The sequence below is a fragment of the Parahoeflea alexandrii genome, from assembly GCF_024105735.1.
GTDB classification, from domain to species: Bacteria; Pseudomonadota; Alphaproteobacteria; order Rhizobiales; family Rhizobiaceae; genus Hoeflea; species Hoeflea alexandrii.
This window is the reverse complement of sequence record NZ_JAAAML010000003.1, coordinates 468,427-494,146: the sequence shown is the minus strand read 5'-3', so window position 1 is coordinate 494,146 and position 25,720 is coordinate 468,427. Positions and strand designations below refer to the sequence as shown.

Annotated in this window: 20 protein-coding genes; 2 read left to right on the top strand and 18 right to left on the bottom strand. The window is 63.7% G+C overall.

The genetic code is table 11. The features are described 5' to 3' along the window. Window positions 1–48: 48 nt before the first annotated feature. Together GTW23_RS17285 and GTW23_RS17280 are read right to left on the bottom strand one after the other, a co-directional pair. Window positions 49–1,107, bottom strand: coding sequence for a zinc-binding metallopeptidase family protein (locus tag GTW23_RS17285; protein WP_252916692.1), 1,059 nt, complete (start codon window positions 1,105–1,107; stop codon window positions 49–51). Window positions 1,108–1,231: 124 nt separating this feature from the next. Then, window positions 1,232–1,675 carry a MarR family winged helix-turn-helix transcriptional regulator gene (locus tag GTW23_RS17280; protein ID WP_152009312.1) on the bottom strand — a complete coding sequence of 148 codons (444 nt, stop codon included), beginning with the start codon at window positions 1,673–1,675 and terminating at the stop codon, window positions 1,232–1,234. A gap of 242 nt (window positions 1,676–1,917) precedes the next feature. On the opposite strand from GTW23_RS17280, the gene GTW23_RS17275 reads away from it, so the two are divergent. Beyond that, window positions 1,918–2,457 carry a cytochrome b gene (locus GTW23_RS17275; protein WP_252916691.1) on the top strand — a complete coding sequence of 180 codons (540 nt, stop codon included), beginning with the start codon at window positions 1,918–1,920 and terminating at the stop codon, window positions 2,455–2,457. Window positions 2,458–2,534: 77 nt separating this feature from the next. Here GTW23_RS17275 and GTW23_RS17270 read toward each other — a convergent pair whose 3' ends face one another. From GTW23_RS17270 to GTW23_RS17250, 5 genes are all read right to left on the bottom strand, one after another. Further along, window positions 2,535–4,352: a methyl-accepting chemotaxis protein gene (locus GTW23_RS17270; RefSeq protein ID WP_152011557.1), complete on the bottom strand. Its 1,818-nt coding sequence runs from the start codon at window positions 4,350–4,352 to the stop codon at window positions 2,535–2,537. A 234-nt stretch (window positions 4,353–4,586) separates the two neighbouring features. After that, on the bottom strand, window positions 4,587–7,613 hold the full coding sequence (locus GTW23_RS17265; protein ID WP_252916690.1) for a bifunctional [glutamine synthetase] adenylyltransferase/[glutamine synthetase]-adenylyl-L-tyrosine phosphorylase: 3,027 nt from the start codon (window positions 7,611–7,613) through the stop codon (window positions 4,587–4,589). Beyond that, on the bottom strand, window positions 7,610–9,016 hold the full coding sequence (locus GTW23_RS17260) for a sensor histidine kinase (RefSeq protein ID WP_382264462.1): 1,407 nt from the start codon (window positions 9,014–9,016) through the stop codon (window positions 7,610–7,612). The genes GTW23_RS17265 and GTW23_RS17260 overlap by 4 nt, the downstream gene beginning before the upstream one ends. Window positions 9,017–9,022: 6 nt before the next feature. Continuing rightward, a complete protein-coding gene (locus GTW23_RS17255; protein WP_252916688.1) occupies window positions 9,023–9,703 on the bottom strand; it encodes a response regulator transcription factor in 681 nt (226 codons plus the stop codon). A 156-nt stretch (window positions 9,704–9,859) separates the two neighbouring features. Beyond that, entirely contained in the window at window positions 9,860–11,416 is a 1,557-nt protein-coding gene (locus tag GTW23_RS17250; RefSeq protein WP_252916687.1) for a Do family serine endopeptidase, read from the bottom strand. A gap of 289 nt (window positions 11,417–11,705) precedes the next feature. Between GTW23_RS17250 and GTW23_RS17245 the strand changes: the two genes are divergently transcribed. Further along, window positions 11,706–12,104 (top strand): GFA family protein, encoded by a 399-nt coding sequence (locus tag GTW23_RS17245; RefSeq protein ID WP_252916686.1) that lies wholly within the window; start codon window positions 11,706–11,708, stop codon window positions 12,102–12,104. A gap of 151 nt (window positions 12,105–12,255) precedes the next feature. Here GTW23_RS17245 and GTW23_RS17240 read toward each other — a convergent pair whose 3' ends face one another. The 11 genes from GTW23_RS17240 to GTW23_RS17190 all read right to left on the bottom strand — a co-directional run bounded on the left by GTW23_RS17240 (window position 12,256) and on the right by GTW23_RS17190 (window position 25,711). Continuing rightward, window positions 12,256–13,485: a bifunctional alpha/beta hydrolase/OsmC family protein gene (locus GTW23_RS17240; RefSeq protein ID WP_252916685.1), complete on the bottom strand. Its 1,230-nt coding sequence runs from the start codon at window positions 13,483–13,485 to the stop codon at window positions 12,256–12,258. Window positions 13,486–13,520: 35 nt separating this feature from the next. Next, entirely contained in the window at window positions 13,521–13,973 is a 453-nt protein-coding gene (locus GTW23_RS17235) for a cytochrome c-type biogenesis protein (RefSeq protein WP_252916984.1), read from the bottom strand. Between the two features lie 32 nt (window positions 13,974–14,005). Further along, window positions 14,006–15,991, bottom strand: coding sequence for a heme lyase CcmF/NrfE family subunit (locus tag GTW23_RS17230; RefSeq protein ID WP_252916684.1), 1,986 nt, complete (start codon window positions 15,989–15,991; stop codon window positions 14,006–14,008). Between the two features lie 44 nt (window positions 15,992–16,035). Further along, on the bottom strand, window positions 16,036–16,506 hold the full coding sequence (ccmE, locus tag GTW23_RS17225; RefSeq protein WP_252916683.1) for a cytochrome c maturation protein CcmE: 471 nt from the start codon (window positions 16,504–16,506) through the stop codon (window positions 16,036–16,038). Beyond that, window positions 16,503–18,110 carry a c-type cytochrome biogenesis protein CcmI gene (ccmI, locus tag GTW23_RS17220; RefSeq protein ID WP_252916682.1) on the bottom strand — a complete coding sequence of 536 codons (1,608 nt, stop codon included), beginning with the start codon at window positions 18,108–18,110 and terminating at the stop codon, window positions 16,503–16,505. Before ccmI ends, ccmE begins: the two co-directional genes overlap by 4 nt. Window positions 18,111–18,365: 255 nt before the next feature. Further along, window positions 18,366–18,815, bottom strand: a complete 450-nt coding sequence (locus GTW23_RS17215) for a hypothetical protein (protein ID WP_252916681.1) — start codon at window positions 18,813–18,815, stop codon at window positions 18,366–18,368. Between the two features lie 158 nt (window positions 18,816–18,973). After that, entirely contained in the window at window positions 18,974–20,356 is a 1,383-nt protein-coding gene (locus GTW23_RS17210; protein WP_252916680.1) for a sensor histidine kinase, read from the bottom strand. Next, complete coding sequence (locus GTW23_RS17205) at window positions 20,353–21,039, bottom strand: response regulator transcription factor (protein ID WP_152009325.1); 687 nt, start codon at window positions 21,037–21,039, stop codon at window positions 20,353–20,355. The genes GTW23_RS17210 and GTW23_RS17205 overlap by 4 nt, the downstream gene beginning before the upstream one ends. A gap of 159 nt (window positions 21,040–21,198) precedes the next feature. Further along, window positions 21,199–21,480, bottom strand: coding sequence for a hypothetical protein (locus GTW23_RS17200; protein ID WP_290129014.1), 282 nt, complete (start codon window positions 21,478–21,480; stop codon window positions 21,199–21,201). Window positions 21,481–21,588: 108 nt separating this feature from the next. Continuing rightward, window positions 21,589–21,795, bottom strand: a complete 207-nt coding sequence (locus GTW23_RS17195) for a hypothetical protein (protein ID WP_252916679.1) — start codon at window positions 21,793–21,795, stop codon at window positions 21,589–21,591. A gap of 67 nt (window positions 21,796–21,862) precedes the next feature. Beyond that, window positions 21,863–25,711 carry a baseplate multidomain protein megatron gene (locus tag GTW23_RS17190; protein ID WP_252916678.1) on the bottom strand — a complete coding sequence of 1,283 codons (3,849 nt, stop codon included), beginning with the start codon at window positions 25,709–25,711 and terminating at the stop codon, window positions 21,863–21,865. Between the last annotated feature and the right edge of the window lie 9 nt (window positions 25,712–25,720).

The window sequence follows — 25,720 nt, the reverse complement described above, 5'->3', positions numbered from 1 at the left end:
ACAGACTGGATACCTGCTACACAGGGGCCCGCGCCTGCCGGAAGGACGTCAGCCGCGGTCGTGGATCAGGTCGTGAATGAACTCGAGCTTGGCGAAAATAGTGTCCGAGAGCACGAAGGGATAGAAATCCCCCAGGCCGATCGAGCGGTTCATCGCGTTCATCGCCACCGTCAGCGGCACCCATGCGTCCATCAGGGGCCGGAACTCCTGGGCGCCGTAGGGGCCGGCATCCGACCAGCCGCCCGGCGTCCGGTTGAGCCCGGCATCCGGTGTGTGCCCGTCAAGCCCGTACCAGCCCGCGGTTTCCAGCCCGTCGACGATGTGAAAGTAATGCGCCCAGGTCTCGGCAAAATCCTCCCATGAGTGGGCGCACGCATAGGAGCTGACATGGGTCGCGTCCCAGCCGGCCGGCGCGCCCTGATCGTAGTGCCGCTTCAGCGCCTCGCCGTAATCCTGGCGCTCGTCACCAAAAATGGCGCGATAGGCTTCGAGCCTGGGTGAATTGAACACGAGGTCATCCCAGTAATAGTGCCCGACCTCGTGGCGAAAATGACCGATCAGGGTGCGGTAGGGCTCGCCCATGGCCTTGCGGTACTTTTCCCGGGTTGGATCATCGGCTTCTGCGACATTGATGGTAATCAGACCGTGCTCGTGGCCGGTCAGCACCCGTCTGGTCTTGCCGTCGGCGGTGAGCGTGTCGGCCTTGAACTCGAAGCGCAGGGCGGTCTCAGGCTGATTGACGAGGTTGCCGACACCAAGCTGGAACTTCTCGATCGAGTAGAACAATCGGCGCTTGGCTTCCTCAAGTGCGGCCCAATGATCGCGGTTGCCGGGTGCGGACAGATCCGGAATGACCAGCGTGTGCCTGCAGCTCAGGCAATGGTCTTCGGTCTGCGTTTCTTCAATCAGCCAGTTGCAGGCAATTTCGGGCCGGTTGGCACAGGCCTTGTAGGCGGTCGCGCCGTCGTGCCACCGGGCATCATCGGACATGGCGTAGAACATCCGGTCCCACTCGGGGACATAGCCAAGACGTGAATGGCAATTGACACATTCGGTGTTGCGGAAGTGCACCTCGTTGGAACAGTTGGGACAGGCATAACGGCGCATTGGGCAAATTCCCTGGGCTGGATGGGCTCGGCAGTGATGTCATGCCGGATGGTCTATCATTCAGCAGGCCGGTCAAGCCGTTCCGGTGAGAACGCGTTGCTGAAGAAAGCGTTCCCGCCCTCGATCAATCTTGCGACCGGGCATTGGCGTCAACACGGCTGAGCAGATCAAACAGCAGATCCGCATCGCGATCATCAATGCCCTTGAGCAGCCGGGCATTCACCCGCTCGTGGAAATCGCTGAGATGTGACAGGCCGTCGCCGCGCTCGGTGACGTGGACCCGCACCACGCGCTTGTCATCCGGCGACGGCACCCGCTTCACCAGGCCGCCCTCCTCCATCCTGTCGATGATGCGTGATGCCGCCGGCGCGTTGTTGCCGCTATAGTCGGCAATCTCGCTGATCAGCATGCCATCCTGGCGCCAGAGGGCGGAGAGGATCACCCATTGCGCCAGCGTCAGGTCGTGCTCGGCCAGCATGTCCTGGCACATCGACACCGTTGCCCCGGTGGCGAAACTCAAGACCTGGCCAAGCGAGCGAGGACGATCCAGCGGTTTTTTAGTTGCCATGTAAATATTTCCATGTAAATTACTATCATGGCGTGGCGAAGCCGACAAGGCGGAACCAGCCTTTGCAAACCCTGGAGGTCGACCGCCCAATCCGGAGACGCAGCATCCACCAACCCATTGGCAAGGGCATGTCCCGCAATGCCAATGACAGTCTCCCGCCAAAGAAACAAGCGCCTGTCCTCCGCATCGTCAGACAAGTCAATCAGCAATACCACCTCGCAGCCGACTGAAGGAACACTCCGATGACCACGAAAAGCACTCCCAACACCTATGGCTCCGTCGCGGTCAGCATCCACTGGATCACCGCGCTGCTGATCATTGGGCTGCTGGTTTCAGGCACGCTGGCCGAGGAAAGCACCGATCCGGCCACCAAGGCACGCATCCTCAGCGCCCATGCGCCGATGGGTATTGCCGTTCTGCTGCTCACGCTCGGACGACTGGTCTGGTGGTGGCGCTTCGACAGCCGCCCCGCACCGCTCGGAGGCGACCCGGCATGGCAGGAGAAGACCGCGAAGCTGGTCCATGGCCTGCTCTATGCTGTCATTCTGGCCATGGCTGCAAGCGGTTTCGGCCTGTTCGTCCTGTCGGGCGCAGGCGACATCATCTTTGGCGGGGCGCCAGGCGCGCTCCCCGACTTCAACACATTCGCCCCCCGTCTGCCGCACGGCATCGGTGCCAAGATACTGCTCGGGCTGTTCGTTCTGCATGCCGGTGCAGCCTTGTTTCATCACTTCATCAAGCGTGACGCCACGCTCCGGCGCATGTGGTTCGGACGGGGCTAGAAACAAAAAACCGGCGCCTGCAATCAACTGCAGGCGCCGGTCTTGCTGGTGTCAAACCGGTGAACCGGTGATCCGTATCAGGCAGCGCGTGCCCGGCGTTGCTGCCCACCGCCCGACTGCGGCAGACGGAAATTGCGCAACATCGAGTTGAGCTGGGCGCTCTCCTGGGTCAGCGTCATGCTGGCGGCACTTGTCTCTTCGACCATTGCCGCGTTCTGCTGGGTCATCTGGTCCATCTGGTTGACCGCGGTATTGACCTCGGCAAGCGCGTTGGCCTGTTCGCGGGCGGCGGTGGCGATCGAGTTGACCTGCTCGTTGACCTGGGTGACGAACTTCTCGATCTCCGAGAGTGCCTCGCCGGTTGACTGAACAAGCGACACGCCGTTCTGGACCTCGTTGGCCGAGCTCGAGATCAGCTGCTTGATCTCCTGGGCTGCCGTTGCCGACCGCTGCGCCAGTTCGCGGACTTCCTGGGCGACAACCGCAAAACCGCGGCCTGCCTCGCCTGCACGGGCAGCTTCGACGCCGGCGTTAAGCGCCAGCAGGTTGGTCTGGAAGGCGATCTCGTCGATCACGCCGATGATCTTGCCGATGCGGTCGGATTCATCCTTGATCCGGGTCATGGCGGTGATCGCCTCGGTAACGATCTTGCCGGACTTGTCGGTGCTCTGGCGGGTCTCGCCGACCATGCGGTTGGCTTCCGCCGCACGTTCGGACGAGCCGCGCACGGTGGAGGTGATTTCGTCGAGAGCGGCAGCAGTTTCCTCGAGCGAGGCGGCCTGCTGTTCGGTGCGCTGCGACAGGTTGTTGGCGGCTTCCGAAATGCCGTCGGCGCTGGCGTTGACCACATCGGTCGACTGGGCGATGGCGGTGATGACGTCGCCGAGCGCGTTTACTGCGCGGTTGAAGTCGTCCCGAAGCTTTGCGTATTCCGGCGCAATGTTGTCGATCTGGACCGTCAGGTCGCCGGCGGCCAGTTTTTCGAGCGCACCGCCGAGCTTGGTCATGACATCGGACTGCGACTGGCTGATGTTTTCCTGACGGCGGATACCATCCTCGCGTTCGGCGTCGAGCTGCTGCTGCTGCTCGGCTTCACGAACCCGCATCTGGGCGCGTTCACGCACAGAGTCACGCAGAACCAGAACCGAGGACGCCATCTCGCCGACCTCGTCCTTGCGGTCGGCCTCGGGCACTTCGCTGCTGACATCCTCGCGGGCAATCGCCTGCATGGTGGCATTCAGGCTGCGGATCGGATTGACCACGCTGCGGACCGTCGCATAGGCGAACAGCAGAATTGCCAGGGCGCCGAGTCCGAGTGTGACTGCGGTTGTCGTGGCATTCTGGCGGAACAGGGCCGCCAGGTCGTCGCCATAGACGCCGGTGCCGACAACCCAGTTCCACGGCGCATAGCCCTGCACGTGCGAGTACTTGAGGGTTGGCTCCTCCTCGCCCGGCTTGTTCCAGTAGTAGTCGACAAATCCCTGGCCGCTCTTTTCCACCGTGTCGATGAACTCCTGGAAGAACAGCTTGCCGTTGGCGTCTTCGATACCCTTGAGATCCTGTTTTTCAAGCGTTGCGCTGAAAGGATGCATGAGCATGATGTTGTCCATGTCATTGACCCAGAAGTAGCCATTGCCCTCGTAGCGCATGGGCCTGACTGCGGCGAGTGCCTGGTTCTGGGCTTCTTCGGTGCTCAGTTGCCCGGAGTCCTCCAAACCCTTGTAGTACTCAAACATGGTGACCACAGTTTCGTTCATCGCCTTGAGCTTGGCCTTGCGCTCCGTGACCATCGAATTGTGGGATTCATAGAGCTTGTAGACTGCTGCGGCGGTGAACACCGCGAGGGCAAGACCGACGAGAAAAAACAGCCTCGTCGAGATTTTAAAGTTCTTCATCATTGCTAATATCCAACCTTTGGAGGAAGTGCTGAGACTGACAACCAATTGCCCTTGGCAACGTTAACAATGGTTGAAAAAGAGATTCTCAAAAGTCGTAGATAAAGTGGACAATTCTCATAATCGGGCATCGCAAAGACATTTTTCTGGCCAAAAGCGCGCCCCTGCCGACGGGTGCCGGAGCTGCAGGCGGCGCTGCATGGCCCATAGTGATGCAGCAGATGGCGGACAGCCTCAGCCGGTCACCTGCCGGAGAACCGCGCGAACACGCTTCGAGGTGGACTTGAAGTCAGTCTCCAGGCTGGCGAGGTCGGGCGCCTGGCCGGCGCGGATGACAAGATCTATCAATCCCGCGGGTGCTTCCTTCGGCGCGAAATCACCCTCGGTGCAGAGCCGCACGATCTGGGCATGACCGCTCCACAGCGCCAGCGCAGCCCGCAGGGTTTCCGTTACTTCTTCGCCCAACACATCAGGTCCGAGGGTCTTGAGCGTCGCGTCGGTACTGGTGCATTCATTGTGATCGAGAGCGGCAAAACTCTGATCCACATCGGCTCCAACCAGAAGACCGGTGACCTCGTCATCTTCCGGTGCCGGCAGCCAGCCCCCGGCGCGGGCGCTGAGCGAGAGATACTGGGCGATGAACTCGATGTCGATCAGCCCGCCTGGGATCAGCTTGACGTCCCAGATGTCGCGTGGCGGCTTTTCCTGCTCGATCAGGTCGCGCATCTCCGTGAGGTCGGCCAGCAGTTTTGTCCGATCACGCGGTTTGGCCAGCACTTCATCGATCAGGGCACGGGCTTCGCCGCAAAGGCTCGCATCGCCCGCCACCGCGCGGGCCCGGGTGAGCGCCATGTGCTCCCAGGTCCAGGCTTCTTCCGCCTGATACTTGGCGAAGGCCCGGATCGAGGTTGCCACAGGGCCCTTGTTGCCGGACGGACGAAGCCTGAGATCAACTTCGTAGAGGATGCCCTCTGCCGTCGGCGCCGACAGCGCAGTCACCAGCCGCTGTGTCATACGGGTATAGTAACGCACCGGATCGAGCGGCTTGACGCCGTCGGATTCGTCGGCGCCGGCATCGTGGTCATAAAGCAGGATGATGTCGACATCGGAGCCCGCAGTCAGCTCATAGCTTCCGAGCTTGCCCATGCCGAGCACAGCCACCCGCCCGCCGGGCACCCGACCGTGAGCCTCTTCCATGCCCTCGGCCACCGCCTCCAGCGCCGCACCGATAATCAAGTCGGCGAGATGGGAAAAGCTGCGGGCGGCGCGTTCGGGGGAAATGGCACCGGTGAGAAGCCGGACACCGATGAGGAATTTCTGCTCAAGAGCGACGATGCGCAAGCGATCGAGGATCTCCTCATAGGCACGCGCGCCCTCGAGAAAGGTCTTGAGACGTTCGGCGAGGTAATCGCGGGTCGGCAGTTCCGCCATCAATCCCGGATCGAGCATGCCATCGAAGACATGCGGTTTGCGGGAGATGATATCTGCGAGACGCGGCGCGGAGGCCATGATCGTGACCATCAGCGACATCAGCCCGGGATTGTTGCCGATGAGCGAGAACAGCTGGATGCCGGCCGGCAATCCCGACAGGAACGCGTCAAACCGGATCAGCGCCTCGTCGGCGCGCTTGGTGGCGCCAAAGACCTTGAGCAGTTCCGGCGTCAGTTCGGTGAGGCGTTCGCGCGCTTCGACGGACTGTGTGGCGCGGTAGCGGCCGTAATGCCAGGTGCGGATGATGCGGGCGATGTCGGATGGCCGATCGAAGCCAAGCTCGGCCAGTGTCTTGAGCGTGCCCGGGTCGTCGTCGTCGCCGGTGAAGACGAGATTGCCGACGCCACCGGAAAGCCCCTGCTCCTTCTCGAACAGTTCGGCATAGCACTCCTCGACACGGGCGAGCACCGCGACATAGGTCTGGCCGAAACTGGCGGTGTCGGCATCACCCATCATCAGCGCGATGCGGGCAAGCTCGGCCTCGCTTTCAGGAAGTGTGTGGCTCTGCTCGTCGCGCACCATCTGGATACGGTGTTCGACATCACGCAGATACCAGTAGCTTTCCACCAGCAGCCGGGCGGTCGTGGTGTCGATCCAGCGCGCACGCGCCAGCGCCACCAGCATTTCGTCGGTGCGGCGCAGCCTGAGCTTCGGCATCCGGCCGCCGGCGATCAGTTGCTGGGTCTGGACGAAGAACTCGATCTCGCGGATGCCGCCGCGCCCGAGCTTGACATTGTGGCCCTTGACCGCGATGTCGCCGAAACCGCGATGAGCATGGATCTGCCGCTTGATCGAGTGAATATCGGAAATGGCGGCGAAATCGAGATACTTGCGGAAGACGAACGGTACCAGTTCCTTCAGGAACCTCTCGCCGGCACCGGTGTCGCCGGCCACCGGCCGGGCCTTGATGTAAGCGGCGCGCTCCCAGTTCTGGCCACGGCTTTCATAGTAGTTCATCGCCGCATCCACCGGGAAGGCCAGCGGCGTCGAGCCCGGGTCGGGCCTCAGCCGCAGGTCGGTGCGGAAGACATAGCCGTCGCCGGTGCGCTCCTGCATGATGCGCACCAGCCGCCGCACCATGCGGGCGAAGACCTCACCAACCTCATCCCGGTCGCGCGCTATGCCGGCATCGGGATCGAAGAAGACGACGATGTCGATGTCGGAGGAATAGTTCAGCTCACGCGCGCCATGCTTGCCCATTCCGAGCACGATCAGGCCGGAATTCTCGCACGGGTTTTCCGGATCCGGCAGGGTCAGCTTGCCCGCTTCGTGGCCGCCGCGCAGCAGGTGATCGAAAGCGGAAGCCAGCGCCGCATCGGCAAGATCGCTGAGCGCCGCCGTGGTGTGGCGCGCATCGATCAGCCGCGCAAGATCATGCAGCGCCAGTGTGAGCGATACCCGCCGCTTGGCCCGGCGCAGCTCTCCCATCAGCTCGCTCTCGCCAACCGGCAGGCCCTCCCCGTTCTTCCAGCAGAGGCGGGCTTCCTCGATGGTTCTGGCAACCAGGTAAGGTGCGGGCAAGGACAGCGCCAGCGCAAGCGACCTGGGATCGATCAGCGCGGTTTCGCGCAGATAGGGCGACAGCGCCAGCGCTGCCAGAAGAAAATCGCGTGGCGCGCCCGCCGACGCCAGGATCGCCGCGATCTCGGGATGGTCGGCGGCAAGCGGCTTGAGATCGGCGGCCACGGACTTGGCGGCGGCCTGCGACGGTGCCCGGATCGGGCTCCTGGTGAGATCAGCAATCAATCCCGTGTCTGGCGTGTCTTTCATGTCCACCCCGGCAGCGCCATGACCGCGGCAAGGCCGGGATTTTCTTCGGCTCCAGGCTTGGCGTCATCAAGCAGCAATTGCCCACCATGCAGCGCCGCAACGGCGTGAACAAGGCTCAATCCAAGTCCGGTACCTGGTTTTGAACGGCTTTCATCGAGCCGCACGAAGCGCTTGACTACATCCTCGCGACGGTTGGCGGGAACGCCCGGCCCGTTGTCGATGACCGCAAGGCGCACTTGGCCACCGGAGGCGCGGGCAAGGCTGACCGTGATCTCCGATGCGGGCGCATCGGCCGCATATTTCACCGCGTTGTCGATGAGGTTGGACAGGGCCTGGGCCAGGAGCTCGCGATTGCCACGAATGGTGATACCCGGTGCAATCTGCGCAACCAGGCTGATCCCGGCCTCTTCAGCAACCGGCTCATAGAGCTCGCTGGCATCCCGCGCCAAGCCGGAGAGATCGACGTCGCTCATCTGCGCCGTTGACGATCCCGCCTCGACACGGCTGATCATCAGAAGGGCATTGAAGGTGCGGATCAGCTGATCGCTGTCGGCGATCATCTGCTCAAGCGCCTCCTGCTTGGCAGCGGCACCGCCATCGGCGGAGAGTGCCGCCTCGGCCCGGTTTCTCAGCCGGGTAAGCGGGGTTTTCAGATCGTGCGCGATGTTGTCGGAGACCTGGCGCAGCCCCTCGTTGAGCCGCTCGATGCGGCCCAGCATGGCATTGAGCGACAGGCTCAACCGGTCGAATTCATCGCCGGACCCGCTGACAGGCAAGCGCTGCGACAGATCACCAGCCATGATCTTCTTGCTGGCTTCCGACATATGATCGATCCGCCGGAGCGCCCGCCGGCCAACAAAGAACCAGATCGCCAGGGCGCCGACGAACATGATCGCAAGTGCCCTGACAAGCGCTTGGCGCACCAGACCGCGCACCTGTTCCCGCTCGCCGATATCGCGCCCGACCATCAGCCGCATGCCATTGGGCAAGCCCACCACCTGGGCCAGGGCCAGATGCTCCTCGTCCTCGGCATCGCCAAGACGGGTGTAGCGGAACGGGGTGGAAGTCCAGCCTTCAAGATCGAGCACGCCCGGTGCAATCGAAGCCGTGTTGCCGGCGATCAGTTCGCCGCTCGGCGTGGCGATGGCGTAAAGATTGGCGCCGGGCTGGCGCGAGCGCCGCTCAATGGTGCGCACGAGACCGGTGATGCCGCCCCTGCGGTAGGATGTTGCCACCACCCTCAACTCGCTCAGGATGATCTCCTGGGTGCGGTCGTGCTGCATTCCGACGGAAATCGACGTGATGTAGAACACCAGAGCCACCGCGCAGAGCGCGAACAGTCCGAGATAGAGAGCCGACAGGCGGACCGCCGTTGTCGACAGCATGGCGCGTAGCCTGGACACAGGCGATCAGCCCCCGGCTTTCATCATATAGCCCGCACCGCGCACGGTGCGCAGCAGCGGCTCGCCGAAATCCTTCTCGATCTTCGACCTGAGCCGCGAGATGTGAACATCGATGACATTGGTCTGCGGATCGAAATGATAGTCCCAGACGTGCTCGAGCAACATGGTGCGGGTGACCACCTGACCGGCGTTCTTCATCAGATACTCGAGCAGCCGGTACTCCCGCGGCTGCAGCGGGATCTGCTGGCCGGCGCGGCGGACTTCATGGCTGAGCCGGTCCAGTTCGAGATCGCCGACGCGGTAGGTGGTCTCCTGCTCGGAGCGGCTGCCCTTGCGGCGGCCGAGAATCTCGATGCGTGCCAGCAATTCCGAGAAGGCGTAGGGCTTGGTCAGGTAATCATCGCCACCGGCGCGCAGACCGGTGACGCGGTCGTCAACCTGACCGAGGGCTGAAAGGATCAGCACCGGCGTGTCGTCGCCCCTGGCTCGCAATTCGCTGATGATCGACAGGCCGTCGCGCTTGGGCAGCATGCGGTCGACCACCAGCGCGTCATAGCTGTTTTCCGAGGCGAGGAAAAAACCCGAATCTCCATCGCTGGCCTGATCCACGGTGATCCCCGCCTCGCGAAACGCCTTCGACAGATAGGCCGCGGTTTCCAGATCGTCTTCGATGATGAGAATCTTCATGTCGCAATCCTAGCGGTTCACCCCTATCCCGCAAGCCTCGCCGAGCGGTGCCGGCTGGCGGATACACAAACAAAAACGCGGCGGCTATAGGGGCGGCCGCCGCGTCGTTGCACCCGGCCTCTTGCGAGACCGGATGCGACAAGATCAGGTATGAACTCAGCCCTGATCTATCGGCAGGGCGACGAAGCGCGAACGGTTTTCGTTCTCGACCTGGAACAGGGCTGCCTTGCGGCCATCCTTGGCGGCGGCGTCAATGATGCCGACCACATCGGAGGCCTTGGCGACATCCTGGTTGTTGACCGCGATGATCACGTCGCCGGCACGCAGGCCGCGCTCCTCGGCGGCACTGTCGGGCGCCACGGAGGTGATGACCAGACCGCTTCCGGTCTCAGCGGGAACCACCGTCAGACCAAAGCTGTCGAGGGTTGCATCGGCCTGGGGCGCGGTGGGCGCTTCGTCCTGATCAGGAGAGACAGCCGCAACTTCCGTCGGCAGCGACCCGAGCTCAACCTTCACGGTCTCGCTCTTGCCATTGCGCCAGACCGTGACATCGATGGTCTTGCCGGGATCCATGGCCGCGATCTTCTTGGCCAGGTCACGCGGATCCTTGACCATCTCGCCATCGACGGCGGTGACCACGTCACCGGCCTCGATGCCGGCCTTGGCAGCAGGCGCATCGTCCTGCGGTGCAGTCACCAGCGCGCCTTCGGCTTCTGCAAGCCCCAGAGATTCGGCGATATCGGAGGTCACCGGCTGGATCTGCACACCGAGCCAGCCGCGCTCGACCGAGCCGCTCTGGACCAGGTCGTTGATCACGGCCCGGGCGGTCGAGGCCGGAATGGCAAAGGCAATGCCGACATTGCCGCCCGAGGGCGAGAAGATGGCGGTGTTGATGCCGATCACTTCGCCGTTGAGGTTGAAGGTCGGGCCGCCCGAGTTGCCCCGGTTGACGGCGGCATCGACCTGGATGAAGTCGTCATAGGGGCCGGCGCCGATGTCACGGCCGCGGGCCGAGACGATACCGGCGGTGACGCTTCCGCCAAGGCCGAAGGGGTTGCCGACGGCGACGACCCAGTCGCCGACGCGGACCTTGGTGTCATCGGCAAAGTCGACATAGGTGAAGGTGCGGCTTTCCTCGACCTTGAGGACTGCCAGATCGGTGCGTCTGTCGCGTCCGACCAGCTTGGCGTCCAGCTCGGTGCCGTCATCCATGATGACGGTGAAGGCCGAGCCATCCTCGACGACGTGGTTGTTGGTCACCAGGAGGCCGTCTTCGGAGATGAAGAAGCCCGAACCCTGGCTGACCGGACGCACACGACCGGGACGCCGCTCGGAATCGGGCCCGCGGCGGTCCCGCTCGGCGCGGCGGTCGTCCTGACCACCGAAGCCACGGCTGAACTGGTCGAAGAACCGTTTCATCGGATGGTCATCCGGCAGGTCCTCGAAGCCGCGGCCGTTGAAATCGAAACTGAAACCGCCGTCGTTGGCGACAGGCTTGACCTCCGCCTGGACGCGAACGGATACAACGGCCGGCGATACGGCCTGGACCACGTCGGCGAAGCTCGGTGCCTGAGGAGCTTCAACGCGGACGGCTTCTGCGAAGGCACCGGAGACCGGCGCGGGCACGCCCGTGGCAAGAAGCGCCGCCGCGACACCGGCAATGGCGGTCGTGCTCAGGAATCCCTTGGAAAATCTGCGTGGCTTGTTCGACATGTCTCAACCTCTTCTTGATTGCAAAGCCGTTTATCCGACCTTTGCAAGAGACATAGTGCGGTCGCCGTTACGACAAGCTTTCCGGATCATTAAACCTTTGTAATGTTTGTTGCCTTGTGCTCGCCACATTGCGTGCCGCGCCCTCGCAAGTGAGGTCCTGCCAGGCAGATTCACGGGCCGCTTCCTGCAGGAAGGGGCATTTCCCGAAGCTCGACTGCGACCTTGCTCTCCTTGTTTTGTTCATGTATTGTTCCAATAGCATGCCATTTTTTGAAACAGGAATCTTTTGATGATTAACGGTAGTTGCTGCTGCGGAGCGGTGAAATTCGAACTCCTCAATCAGCCTTCGATGATGGGCACATGCCATTGTTCCAGGTGCAGGAAAGTGGGGGCGAGCACTATCGTTTTCGTCAGGAAGGATGATCTCAAGTGGATTGAGGGCCGGGAGCATGTTCAGCTGTTCGAGCCGGTTTCTCCGTATATATATGGAAGATGTTTCTGCAGGATATGCGGCACCTCCCTGGGCGAGATCCTGTCCGATGCAGACAGCTTTCCGATAGCAGCAAACGCACTCGACACCGAACTGACTGTCAGGAACAGCCTCCACGAGTTTGTCGACGAAAAACCCTCGTGGTACGAGATCTGCGACGAAGCAAAGCAGTCAGTAGGCCATCCCGCGCCCTCATAGCCGGTTTTCATAACGACAACGCATTCCACCCGCTGCTGCGGATCCGGTTTGCGCTGCGATTTGATCGGTTTGGCAAGCCACTTCCAAGGCAGGCGCCGGGAGCCATGTTGGATGCCGGCGTGCCTTGCAAACGCGAGCATTCACTTCGCTTTCACCTCAGTGTCGTTACCACCTTGGCGCCGTGTTCGAGCGTGCGATGGACCGGGCACTTGCCAGCGATCTCGGCAATCTTGTCGGCGAGGCCGTCCGGTGTGCCGCCGTCGATCGCGATGATCCGCTCGAACCGGTCGATCTTGCCGCCATTGGCCCGTTCTTCATCGGTGCATTCCAGGCAATCAGCCGCATGCACCTTGTTGTGGCGCACCGTGACCGTCACCAGGCCGAGGTCGATCTTCTTCAGGCGCACATACATGCGCAGGGTCATGGCGGTGCAGGCGCCAAGTGCTGCCGAAATCAGGTCATAGGGGGACGGTCCGGTGTCGGCGCCGCCAACATCGGCGGGCTCGTCGGCAAGAAAGCGGTGCGGGCCGGCCTGAACCGAGACCTGAAACCGGCCCTGCCCGGTTTCGCCGACGACAACGTCCTCCACCGGATCATTCTCGCGTCGCGGTTCTTCCGCAGGCAGGTAGCGCGCCACCCAGGAGGCAATGACGCCCGCGACATAATTCGCATCCGCCGGGTCGGTGAGCAGGTGATCGGCACCATCAAGCGAGACGAAACTCTTTGGATGTTTCGCAGCCCCAAAGATTGCGGCGGCATTGTCAATGCCGACCACCTCATCGCGCGGCGCGTGCAGGATCAGCAGCGCCTTTTTCATGTGGCCGATGCGGTCGGCCAGGCTGGTGGCGCTGAGGTCCTCGACAAACTGCTGTTTGATGGTGAATGTGCGTCCACCAAGATTGACCTCAGCCTCTCCCTCGGCCCGGATTTCATCTACATGGTCGCCGAAGTTCTGGATCACGTGACTGGCTTCGGCCGGAGCACCGAGCGTGGCGACAGCCTTGACCGAATCGAGTTCGCCCGCAATCGCCAGCACGGCGGCGCCGCCAAGCGAATGGCCAACGAGAATTTCGGGCGCATCGTAATGGTCTGCCAGCCAGTCGGCAGCGGCGCGCAGATCGGCGACATTGGAGGAAAAATTGGTGGAGGCAAATTCGCCGTCGCTGGAACCAAGCCCGGTGAAATCGAACCGCATGACGGCTATGCCTGCGCGGGCCAGTTCCCCGGAAATGCGCTTGGCCGCTAGCGTATCCTTGGAACAGGTGAAGCAGTGAGCAAACAGCGCCCAGGCGCGTATCGCGCCGGCGGGAAGGTCAAGCCGTGCGGCCAGCCTGGCCCCGGAATGGCCTTCAAACTCTGCCCTGATCGTGTGTGCCGTCATGTCGCGCCCCTTTTTCAATGTTCGGGACCGTCCTATCAGGCTTCGCGATCACGGTCCTCCAACACTTTTGCGAGCTCTGCCTGTTCGGCTTGCGAAAGTCCGCTACCGCCGGCAGCCGCGACCATCTTGTCACGCCCGCGGGCATTGATCACCATGACCCCCGCGCCAATCAGCAGGATCACCAACGGCGCGCCCCACAGGAGCACGGTCTTGACCGAAAACCGCGGCGTCAGAAGGACGAATTCGCCATAGCGGGAAACGACGTAATCGATCACGTCCTCGTCGCTGTCGCCCGCCACAAGCCGCTCGCGCACCAGCAGCCTCAGGTCCCGGGCGAGTTCGGCGTTGGAATCGTCGATCGACTGGTTCTGGCAGACCAGGCACCTCAGATCGAGCGAGAGCTCGCGCGCCCGTGCTTCGAGAGCCGGATCATCAAGAACCTCATCGGGATTGACCGCTGCAGCCGGGCCGGCAAAGGCCAGCATCATCAACAGGGCGGCCAGCGTATGACGAAACAGGCTCAAGCCGAAGCCTCCGCGGTCTTCTTTCGGGCTTTCGCGCGGTTGGGCGCACCTATACGCAACCGCCGGTCCGACAGAGACAGCATCCCGCCGATCATCATGACGACGGTGCCGTACCAGATGAAGGTTACCCAGGACTTCCACCAGATCCTGACGACAAGCCCGCCATTGGCCTCCGGATCGCCGAGCGCGATGTAGAGCTGGCTGGCGCCAAAGGTGAGGATACCGGCTTCCGTGGTCGGCATCCCGCGGGCCTGGTAGAAGCGCTTGGCGGAAGCGGTCCTGGCCACTTCCACGCCGTCGCGCATCACCGTGAACTCGCCTGACTGCGACGTATAGTTGGGGCCGTTGTAATCGCGGATCCCGTCGAAACGCAGCTCATAGCCGCCGGCTGTCGCCGTGTCGCCCGGCTTCATGGCGATCACGGTTTCCGTGGAGAACACGCTTGCCGCAACCACACCGATCACCGTGACGCCGAGTCCCATATGGCCGAGCGCCGATCCGAAGGCAGAGCGCGGCAGACCGATCAGCCGGCTCCAGGCCACACCGGCGCCGACGCGGCCGATGCCGGCGCGAAGCGCCAGATCGGTCAGGGCGCCCAGGATCAGGAACACGCCGAGAGCAATTCCGAGCCCGGCAAGAACCGGTGCGCCGGTCTGAATGAAGACCACTCCCAGGCCCACCAGCAGCGATCCGCCGGCGGCAAAATACAGCCGCTGCGCCGCACCGGCGAGATCGCCCCGTTTCCAGGCCAGCAAGGGCCCGAAAGGAACCGCCAGCAGCAACGGAACCATCAGCGGGCCGAAGGTCAGGTTGAAGAAGGGCGGGCCAACAGAGATCTTGGTGCCGGTCACCGATTCGAGCAGCAGCGGATAGAGCGTGCCGACCAGAACCGTTGCGGCGGCCGTGGTCAGGAACAGGTTGTTCAGGACCAGCGAGCCTTCGCGCGATATCGGCGCGAACATCCCGCCTGCCTTGAGCGTTCCCGCCCTGAGGCCGAAAAGGGCAAGCGCTCCTCCGATAAAGACCACCAGGATGCCGAGGATGAACACGCCGCGCGCCGGATCGGTGGCAAAGGCATGCACCGAGGTCAGAACGCCGGAGCGGACCAGAAACGTACCCAGCAGCGAGAACGAGAATGTCAGGATGGCAAGCAGCACCGTCCAGATCTTCAACGCCTCGCGCTTTTCCATCACCAGCGCTGAATGAAGCAGCGCGGTACCGACCAGCCAGGGCATGAACGAGGCGTTCTCGACCGGGTCCCAGAACCACCAGCCGCCCCACCCGAGCTCGTAATAGGCCCAGTAGCTGCCCATCGAGATGCCGGCGGTGAGAAAGATCCAGGCTGTCAGTGTCCACGGCCGCACCCAGCGGGCCCAGGCGGCGTCGATGCGGCCCTCGATCAGGGCGGCGATGGCAAAGGCAAAGGAAATCGAGAAGCCGACATAACCGAGATAGAGCAGCGGCGGATGGATCGCCAGGCCGATGTCCTGCAGGATCGGGTTGAGGTCATTGCCTTCCAGGGGCGCCGGGTCAAGCCTGTTGAACGGATTGGAGGTGAGCACGACAAAGAGCAGAAATGCCACGGTGACCCATGCCTGAACCGCAAGCACATTTGCCTTCAGCGTGTCAGGCAGATTGCGACCGAACAGCGCCACCAACGCAGAGAAAAGCACCAGGATGAGCACCCAAAGCAGCATCGAGCCTTCGTGATTGCCCCAGACGCCGGTCACCTTGTAGAGCATCGGCTTGAGCGAGTGGGAGTTCTCCACAACGTTCTGGACCGAGAAGTCGGACACCACATAGGCGTGGGTGAGCGCGAAGAAAGAGATCGCCACCAGCATCAGCGAAGTCACCGCCGCCTGCGGACCGACCGCCATCATTCCCGCGTCGCGGCGCCGCGCTCCGATCAGCGGTACCACCGACTGAACGATCGCGGTCGCCAGCGCGAGGATCAGGGCAAAATGGCCGATTTCAATAATCATGGCGTCCTCTCCTCCGGTGCCTCGGCGGCGCTTTGCCGCCGGGCCTATTGCGTTTGGGTTCCGACTCCAGGCGTCGGATCGCCCTCCTGCCAGACGCCCTGCGCCTTGAGCGCATCGGCGACTTCCTTGGGCATGTAATTCTCGTCATGCTTGGCCAGAACCGTATCGGCCATGAAGGTGCCTTCCTCGGGCGAAAACACGCCCTCGGTGACCACGCCCTGCCCCTCACGGAACAGATCGGGCAGGATACCGACATAGCGCACCTTTACCGAAGCATTGGTGTCGGTCACCTGGAAGGTCACCGCCGAATTCTCGCCGCGCAGGACGGTGCCCTCCTCAACCAGTCCGCCAAGCCGGACCCGGGTGCCGGGTGCCAGCGGCTGAGCCAGCACATCGGTTGGCGAATTGAAGAACACGATCTGCTCGCGCAGCGCGGACGTCACCAGAGCCGCGGCTCCTGCGAGGAAAACCGCACCGGCGGCAATGATGGACAATCGTTTCTGCTTGCGGTTCATTGGCTCTCCACAACAGGTTCCAGCCCTAGCTGGGCTGCGAGTTCGGCCAAGGCGCGGCCGCCGTCGCTCTCCACAGCGAACGTCGTACCGGCACGCTCAAGCGCCGTTTGCGCTGCAGACCGGTCTCCGAGGACGGCATAGGAGCGCACAAGGCGCAGCCAGCCTTCGAGATTGTCAGGGTTTTCGACCATCCGCGCATCGAGCGATTCCACCATGGAGCGGATCATCGACGCCCGGTCCTCGACGGACATGTCGGCGGCCGCGGCGATGTCGGCCTGCGACGGCCCCGCAGGCGCAGCGTCATCAGTCTGACGTTCTTGCGAAGCCAGTGTCTCGCTGCCTGCGGGCGGCAGAATGAACGGCGTCTTGGCCGCGGCGGACGGCTCAACGGCAGGCTGCTCCTGCCCGGGAACGGTGGGCGCCATCGGAACGCCGCCAAGCGTGGGCGTTGCATTCAGGCCGAGTTCGCCAGCCAGCGCGGTCAGCTGTGAGTTCTCAGGTCCGGAGGGGGCGAACACGGCAAAGGCCCGGTCCAGTGCCGTCTGCGCCTTGTCACGGTTTCCGGTGACAACGTGAGACCGCACCAGCCGCAGCCATCCGGCGACATTGTCGGGATTGTCCGTAAGCCTGGCTTCCAGCCCTTCAATCATCGAGGCAATCATCGCCTGACGGTCTTCCGCGCTCATGTTTTGCGCAGCGGCGATATCGGCGGCGGAGGGATTTCCAGGTGCGGCACCCGCCGGCGACAACGGCGAGGTCTGAGGTTGCTGCTGAAGTGCCGCCAACTGGCTTTCGACAGCTGGAATCCAGGGCGCATCCGGCGGCGCCGTCTCAAGCATGCCGGAGAAGGCCGCGCGGGCTTCGCTGGTCTTGCCCGACTGGGCCAAGGCCACCGCCAGGAAGAATTGCGGCCGGGGATCGGTCGAATCAAGTTCACGGGCGGTCTGGAAAGCCAGGCTCGCTTCTTCAGTCACGACCCCACCGGCAGCAGAAAACAGGGCTTCACCAAGGCTTGCCAGCCTCGTCGGTGACGGCCCGAGAATGGAAATCGCCTTCTTGAACGCGGCAGCCGAATCCTCAAAACGCCCGGTCCTGAGATAGATCGGTCCGAGAACGTCCCAGCCCCTGCCATCATCCGGATTTTCGGCCAGGTGCTGCTCGGCCCGGGCGATCAGCATGGCGATGTCGTTGGTCTGCGGATCGGCCTGAAGCCGTGCTGCGAGCGGCAGTTGTGGCAGACCGGGGCGGCCGAACTCAAGATAGGCGGTCAGGGCTGCAAGAGGCATGAAAAGGGCAACTGCGATCGCTGCGACGCGGCGCAGCTGTCGGTTGCGATCGGACGCGTCATCGGTGCCCGCGGCTTCGCTCTTGCGTGCTGCCGCCAGAAGCCTGCGGGAGATTTCGGTCCTCGCGACCTCCGCCTGAACCGGATCGACGAGGCCATCGGCCAGATCGCGATCGACCTCGGCCAACTGGTCGCGATAGACCTCGATGTCATGCAATTCAGGCGCGTCGGACGCCTGCGCACGTGAACGCATCACCGGTCCCAGAAGGGCCACGGTGACAATGGCAGTCATGACGGCGGCGATTACCCAAAACAACATGATGCTTCAATATCCGAGCATTGATTGTTTTCCAACATCAATCGGCCTTGATTCCCCAATTGGGGCGTTTGGTCGCGTATTTGAGTGTTGCGAGCCCGCATGCACACCAGAATACGCCGCGAGGCGCCGGTCCGGACCGGCATTCGAGACCGCTTGGCGCTTGCGCCGGGGCTTCTCATTCATCGGCCCCATGCAGGGATCAGCAGACGGTCAAAATGCGCGTGCGACATGACCTTTCCGCGCCGAAACCAGCAATCAACCCAGCGGCGTCCAGCTGCCATCCTCGTTGCGGCAGGCTGCTCCCTGCCCCTTCACCGGCACACCCCTGATGGTGGCGGTATGGGTGTACTGGCGGCAGTTCTGCTGGCCGACCTGATAGGGTGTTCCGGCAGAAACCTCGCCGGCGGTTCCCCGGGCCTGGCTCTTCCAGGCGACGACCTGGCCAAGCGAGGCTTTTTCCAGCGCCTGGTATTCGGCTTCCAGAGCGCGCAACCGGTCGGGCCCGGCCAGACCGCCAGCGGCGTCCGGCGGCAGGATTCCGCCATTGAGCGCGGCCAGAATGGCGTCGCTGTCGGCCACTTTGGGAGTGGAGACGGGTGCGAACGCCAAAGGCTGCACACCCCCGGTGGCGGCACATCCGGCAACTGCTCCCGCCAGCAAGGCAATGATACCGAACCGCGTCACTCTTGAGACCAAAATTGCCATGCTGCCGTCATCCTCGCTTGAATTGCGGACAAGCCCCGCAAAACCGGGACCTCCGCCTCTTCAGGTTCATGCCTTGTTCCTGTGGCGGCATTGTGGCGCACCACCGCACCTCCCATCGAGACTACCCGAGCGGGCGCCTGGTAACCAACCACGTCGGTTCAAGCCTCCGTGATCAGCGCCGGCAGGGTCAATCGTGCCGACAGGCCGCCGCTTTCGCCGCGCGCCAGCGTGAAACTGCCTTTGTACTCCGACGCGATCTCGCCAACGATCGACAGACCGAGACCGGTTCCGGGCTTGGATTCGTCGAGACGGCGGCCGCGTTTCATTGCCTCGCGCATGCCTTCATCATCGAGGCCTGGGCCATCATCGTCGATGTCGATGCGGACCATCGGCCTCTCGCCCTCGACGGCGGGCGCCGGGCGCAATCTGACCACGACCTTGTTGCGCGCGAACTTGGCGGCATTCTCCACCAGGTTGCCGAGCGCCTCCTCAAGATCCTGGCTTTCCATGGCCAGCACCGCGTCGCGCGGTTCGATATCGGCGGCAAAGTCCAGGTCCCGGTTGAGCTTTGCCATCACCCGCACCAGCCGTTCGATGACGGGCGCCGCTTCCGTGCGCGCCAGAACGCTGCCGCGCTGGGCAGCTATGCGCGCGCGGTCGAGATAGGTCTGCACCTGCGCCTGCATGGTTTCGGCCTGGGTGCGCACCAGGCTCGCATGCGCCGGCGTCATGTCGCGGGATTCATTGATGAGAACGGCAATCGGCGTCTTGAGCGAATGGGCCAGGTTGCCGACCTGCATGCGAGCCCGCTCGATGACCCGATGATTGGCCTCGATCAGCGCGTTGATCTCGCCGGCCAGTGGCGCGATCTCGCGCGGAAAACTGCCGTCGAGCTGCTGCGCCTCGCCGGCGCGGATGCGGCCGAGCGCCTGCCGGGCATGATCGAGCGGCCGGAGACCATAAAGAATGGCGATGGCGTTGACGATCAGGCTGCCAATCCCGAACAGCGCCAGCGCCAGGTAGAGATTGGCCGAGAAATCGGCGATTTCGGCTTCCAGCACCGCGCGGTTGCCGCCGACGCGGAACCGTGCGGCATGGCCCTGGTTGTCGAGTTCGACTTCAGTCTCGATGACTTCCAGGTGGTTGCCAAAGCCATCATCGGCCGCGTAGCTGCGCTGATAACGATCACCGAAGGGCAAGATCTCAAGTGATGGGGACGGTATCGCCTCTTCGCCGATGGAAATCGAAGCCAACCGCGGGCCATCCAGGCCACCAAGCGGCTCAACCAGCCAGATCCAGCCGCTGCCGGGCTGGTCGAACACAAGGTCGCCCAGTTGCGGATTGCCAGCCAGGCGCCCCTGCTCGTTGATTGTCACTGCATTGATGACGCTGTTGAGATGGGCACGGAGCAGGTCGGCAAAGGCGCGTTCGCTGCCGGTCCGATAGAGTTGGGAAATGACAATGGCGATCGCCACCAGGGCGATCACGGCCCATACGGATGCAAACAGCAGGACGCGGGCGGTAAGCGAACCGCGCTTCATCCGGACTTGCCGCTGCTGTCGCCTTCGGGCGCAACCATCCGGTAGCCGAGACCGCGCACGGTCTCGATCAGCTCGACGCCGATCTTCTTGCGCAGCCGGCCGACGAAAACCTCGATGGTGTTGGAATCGCGGTCGAAATCCTGATCATACATGTGTTCGACCAGTTCGGTGCGCGACACCACCTCTCCCATGTGGTGCATCAGATAGGAGAGAAGCCGGTACTCGTGGCTGGTCAGTTTCAGCGTTGTACCATCCACGCTGGCCTTGGACGCCTTGGTGTCGAGCCGGACCGGACCGCAGGTAATCTCGGAAGAGGCATGGCCGGAGGCGCGGCGGATCAAGGCGCGGATGCGTGCGAGCACCTCCTCGACGTGAAACGGCTTGGTGACATAGTCATCTGCGCCGGCGTCGATACCGGCGACCTTGTCGCTCCAGCGATCGCGCGCGGTCAGGATCAGCACCGGCATGGCGCGGCCGTCAGCGCGCCATTTCTCAAGCACGGTGACGCCGTCCATTTCTGGCAAGCCGATATCGAGGATCACCGCGTCATAGGGCTCCGTGTCACCGAGGAAATGGCCTTCCTCGCCATCATGGGCCCGGTCGACCACGTAGCCCTGCTCCAGCAGCGCCTCGGCCAGCTGGCGATTGAGATCCTTGTCATCCTCGACGATCAAGATGCGCACTTGAACTGCTCCCGCTTTGTGTCTTCGCGCGGTCGGCTCAATACCGCCTGTACGCGCCCTCTTACCATGCACCGACTCGCGCGATCCGCACAGGCCGGCGTGACAAGGCCAGGCATTTCAGGACCTGCCGAGCCCCGCCCCGATTGCACTGCCGTTTTCCTACTGCGGAACCGTGACGGTGACTTTCTTCGGGCGGTCATTACCGCTGCCGGGTACCAGTACCGTGATCACGCAGACCGCCTGACCGCCTTCCGTCTGGGCGGAAGCAGAGAGCAATTGTCCGCCGGTCTGGCCGACAACCTGATTGGCTGCGCCCGAGCAGTCGGCGGCGGTGCGGACGATGGCGGTGCCATCAGGCGCCCGCAGATCCTGCGACACGGTGGCGACCGGCGCCATGGTTGCGGCCTGGGCGGCGACTAAGCCGATACTGAGGAAATTCATGATCATGATCAGCCCTGGAGCGGTTCGTATTTCATCTTGGAGCCAGTGATACAAGATCCTGCCTGAACCGCAAATGAATGGAAACCGGCACCGGTCGCCAAGCGGGGTTCACCCGATCCGGTTTTTGGCCTTGATCCGCCCAAAGATGGCGATCATGCCGCCAATCGCGGCACCGAGCGAAGCCAGAAGCCCGGTCAGCGCCTCGCGATCCGTCTCGCCGAGATCAAGTCCCGTCAGGCCAAGCACGGCCGAACCTATCGTGACGATGGCGCCCCACAGGGTTTTCGATTGCCACCAGGGTTTGACGTCGGTCATCGCAGATGTCCTTTCAAGGTTTTCGGGCTGGATCTTCAGTCCGGTTTGGAGACGCCGTGTGAGGAGATCAGAGACTGCATGCTGCCGTTCGGCTGATCCCCCAGGGGACGCGCTTTCCGGCCTGTGCGACGCGAAAGGTCAGCTGCACCTGCGGAGCGCCGAAATCGGCGAGTTCATCGGCTGCCGGATAAAGCCAGTCCGACGTTCCGGTTTCGGCCGTCCGGATAATTGTGGCCCCGTCGAGGATCTCGATGCGGTAGCGCTCGAAGCCCTCGTCATTGGCAATCTCGGCGGGGGTCCAGCTGTCAGCCGAAAGCCTGCCGCGGCGGATCCAGGACAGCCCGATGCCTTCCGCCCGCCTCTCGGCGCGAAGGTGCACCGGCGACAGCGGCGTGAGCGCCCGTTCCCCTCCGGCGAATATCGTCGGCGATGGCACGCCGGCCAGTCCGCCGCTTGCTTCCGCGATCCAGTTGTAGGCGCGACCGGCCTCATCCAGGGTCAGTCCGAGAGATCTGACCGCGCCGTCGAGAACGATGAAGGCCGAACCGGAGGCTGCGCCGGCGCGCATGGCGTCGTCGGTTCCGGCCTGTCCGCGCAACAGGCTTTCAAGCCGCCAGCGTCCCGGTGCGATCTCCTCGGCGATCTCGAACTGGATGATCTCCCAGCTCCCGGCTTCCGAGCGGACCGCCACCGCGTTGGCGCCGTTGAGCACCGCCAGACGGCTGGCGCTCGAAAGGCCGCCAAAACCCAGATCGGCCAGGATCGCGTTGCCACAGTCAAACCGTCCTTCGATTGACCCCGGCGGCAAGGCCTCGGCCAGCGCGCCGATGCGGGCCGGCGCATCCAGCGTCACCCGCGCCGCATAGCCTTCGGTTTCAACGGAACTCGACAGAACCATCTGCCGCCAGGGGATCGCCAGTGCCCCTGCCCTTGCCCATCCGGTTTCGTCGTTCCCCGACAGCACCGGCAAGTCGAGCAGAACGACTTCCGGTGCGAATGGCGCATTGGCATCGTTGCCCGTTTCGCCGCCGTAGTCCTCGTTCGACCGCGGCGCAGCGGCCCCAACATGAGCCACGGCCTCGATGCGGCGGATCTCGCCATCCTCGATGCGGGTGATGCGGAAGCGGCTCGGCGGGGCGTTCTCCATCGCGAACCGGACGGTGTCGCCAGACTCAATTCCGGCGGCCTGTGGCGGCAGCGCAAAGCGCAGCTGGCGGCGCTGCAAGCGGTGATCCTGCAGCCAGCGATCGGCGGTGACGCGGGCCAGTCCCGCCTCCATCGCAACGCTCAGGGGCAGATCATGCTGGCGCGCGGCCTCGCCCTCGAGCCGGCGCGATCGGGCCGAGGCCGGGGCGTAATCGCTCATCGGATCGGCCGACAGCAGAACGGCCTCGTTGGCGAACTCGCTGCGTTCGCCACGGATTTCCTCGAACAGCGGCCCCTCGGCGGGCTCCGCCACCGCATCGATTTCCAGCGGCGCCGCGCCACGGGTGAGCCGCGAGGTGAACTCCAGCCCACCGGCCCCTTCCCGGACATCGATGGCGAAGGCCTCGACCAGCGGCGCCAGCACCGCGCGCACCGAGGCCGGGCTCGAGATCACATGCCCGGTCACCATGCCGTCGACACGGTCCACGTTGAAACCGGTCATTCCGGCTTCCGTCAGGATGGCCGCGATCAGGTCCTTCAGCGCAACGGTCCCCAGCCTGCCATTGAGCCAGTGGCCGGTACGCCAGTTCGGGCCGTCGGACCAGACCCGCGCGGACAGCGGAAACGCCGGAAACGGCCGCGCGTCCCAGGTCCACAGATGAATACGGTCGGTGGCGACCATGCCATCTGCATTCGCCGCCCCCGACCAGTGGGCAAGATGCGCCTCGAGAAACGCCCGCTGCGCCAGGTCATCGCGCCCGCCCGACGAGTACCAGGGGATCGCGCCTTCCGACGATTTCGGGTCGGGAAACAGGTTGGGCTGGTTCGCGCCCTTGTCGACCGCCGGACAGCCAAGCTCGGCAAACCAGAACGGTTTCGAGCCGGGCACCCAGGGGCTGGGGCTTAACGCCTCGGCTCCCCCGACCCGATCGAAATGCTGGTTCTGCCACCAGCCGCGCAGATCCTTGACCCGGTAGACCCAGTGTTTGCCCGCAAGACCGTCGGTGATCGCCAGCCGCTCCCGCGCATCCCGGCCCGCCTTGCTCGCATAGTACCAGTCATAGCCTTCACCGCCGACGATGCCGGCTCGCATGGCTGCCTGATCATTGGCAAAATTCGCATCATCGGGATTGCCGGCCGACAGATCCGCGTCGCGCCAGTCGCTCAGCGGCATGTAGTTGTCGATGCCGATGGCGCCGATGGCCGGATGGGCCCAGAGCGGATCGAGATTGAAATGAACGTCGCCGGAACCGTCATCGGGCCGGTAGCCGGCATATTCGGTCCAGTCGGCGGCATAGGTCACCGTCGTCGCCCCGCCCAGCATCGCCTTGGTGTCGGCGGCCAACTGGATCAGCTGATCGACAAAGGGAAACGCCCCGGCATCATCCCTGAGCCGGGTCAGGCCGATCATCTCCGAGCCGATGACAAAGCCGTCGACACCGCCGGCGGCGATGGCCAGTGCGGCGTGATGCAAGATGAAGCGCCGGTAGCCTTCGTCGCCGCCGAACCAGGCAACGATGTCGCCCGAGACGACGACATCGGACACAAGCGTTCCGCCACACAGCGCATCGATTTCGGCTCGCATAGTGGCCGTGCCGTCCGGCGTTCCCGGCAATCCCGGCGCGATACTCGCGCTCATCCGCCCGCGCCAGGGGTAGACCGGCTGCCCGGTTCCGCCGCCAGGATCTGGTAGGCCATTGCCGGCCGGTATGTCCATCAGCACGAAGGGATAGAGCACCACCTTGAGCCCGCGCGCTTTGAGATCGCGGATCGCCTCAACGAGCGCGGCATCGTCAGGCGTGCCGCCATAGGCCGGGCCGCCATTGCTGGTGGAAACCAGATGCGCGGTTGTCCGGTCGAGCCCGCCCACCTTCCAGGGCCGCGTCTCGACGTTGCGCGAGACCACCTCGACACCGGGACGGAAGCGGCAATGGCTGGCGCGCAGATCGTCGCCGAACCAGGCCGACACCAGCGCGACCGACTTGAGATTGGGGCACAGCGCCTGCAATTCGTCGATCGACTGGGTCCAGTCGGTGGACGCCTGGCGCATGTTGCGGTTGAGCGTTCGCGCGGCGCCGACCCCGGTGGTCTCACGCACCGGCGTCGTCGCATAGCCATGCTCGGTCGAACCAGGGATCAGCGCCACCGCCTCGATTGCCGGTTCCAGCCCGCCCACCGGCCGGATCACCTCGAACTGCAGCGCCGGAATCCGGTTGCCGAAATCGTCAAGCGGCAAGCGCTCGAACACAACATAGGCAAGCCCGCGCCAGGCCGGCGCCCGTCCGGCACCCTGCTTGGCTTCGATCAACGGATCGGGCAATTGGCTCGCGGTTCCACGATAGATCCGCATGTCGAGGCTTTCGAGATCGAGCTCGCGCCCGTCGGCCCAGACCCGCCGGATGAAGGCGATCGGGCCCTCGCACAGCCCAAGCGCGAAATTGGCGTGATAGTGATAGCGCTCGACCTTCGGTCCGCCGCCCTTGCCGCCCTGGCGTTCCTGCGTCACGGTTTCCTCGAACCGGGTCGCCCAGATCAATGCGCCGGCGATGCGCATCGAGCCATGCACGCGCAGGATCGGCGAGCCTTCATCGGCCGATGGTATCCGCGCGCCACTCAGGCCCCGTCCGGCAATGGTCCGGGTGGAGTTGATCAGCGCGGTGTCGAGCATGCCGCCGACGGTGGCGCCGATGGCGGAGCCGATCGCCGTGCCGACCGGTCCGAAGACACCGCCGAGCGAAGCGCCGGCCACCTGCAAAAGGATTGTCGCCATGTCGTGTCT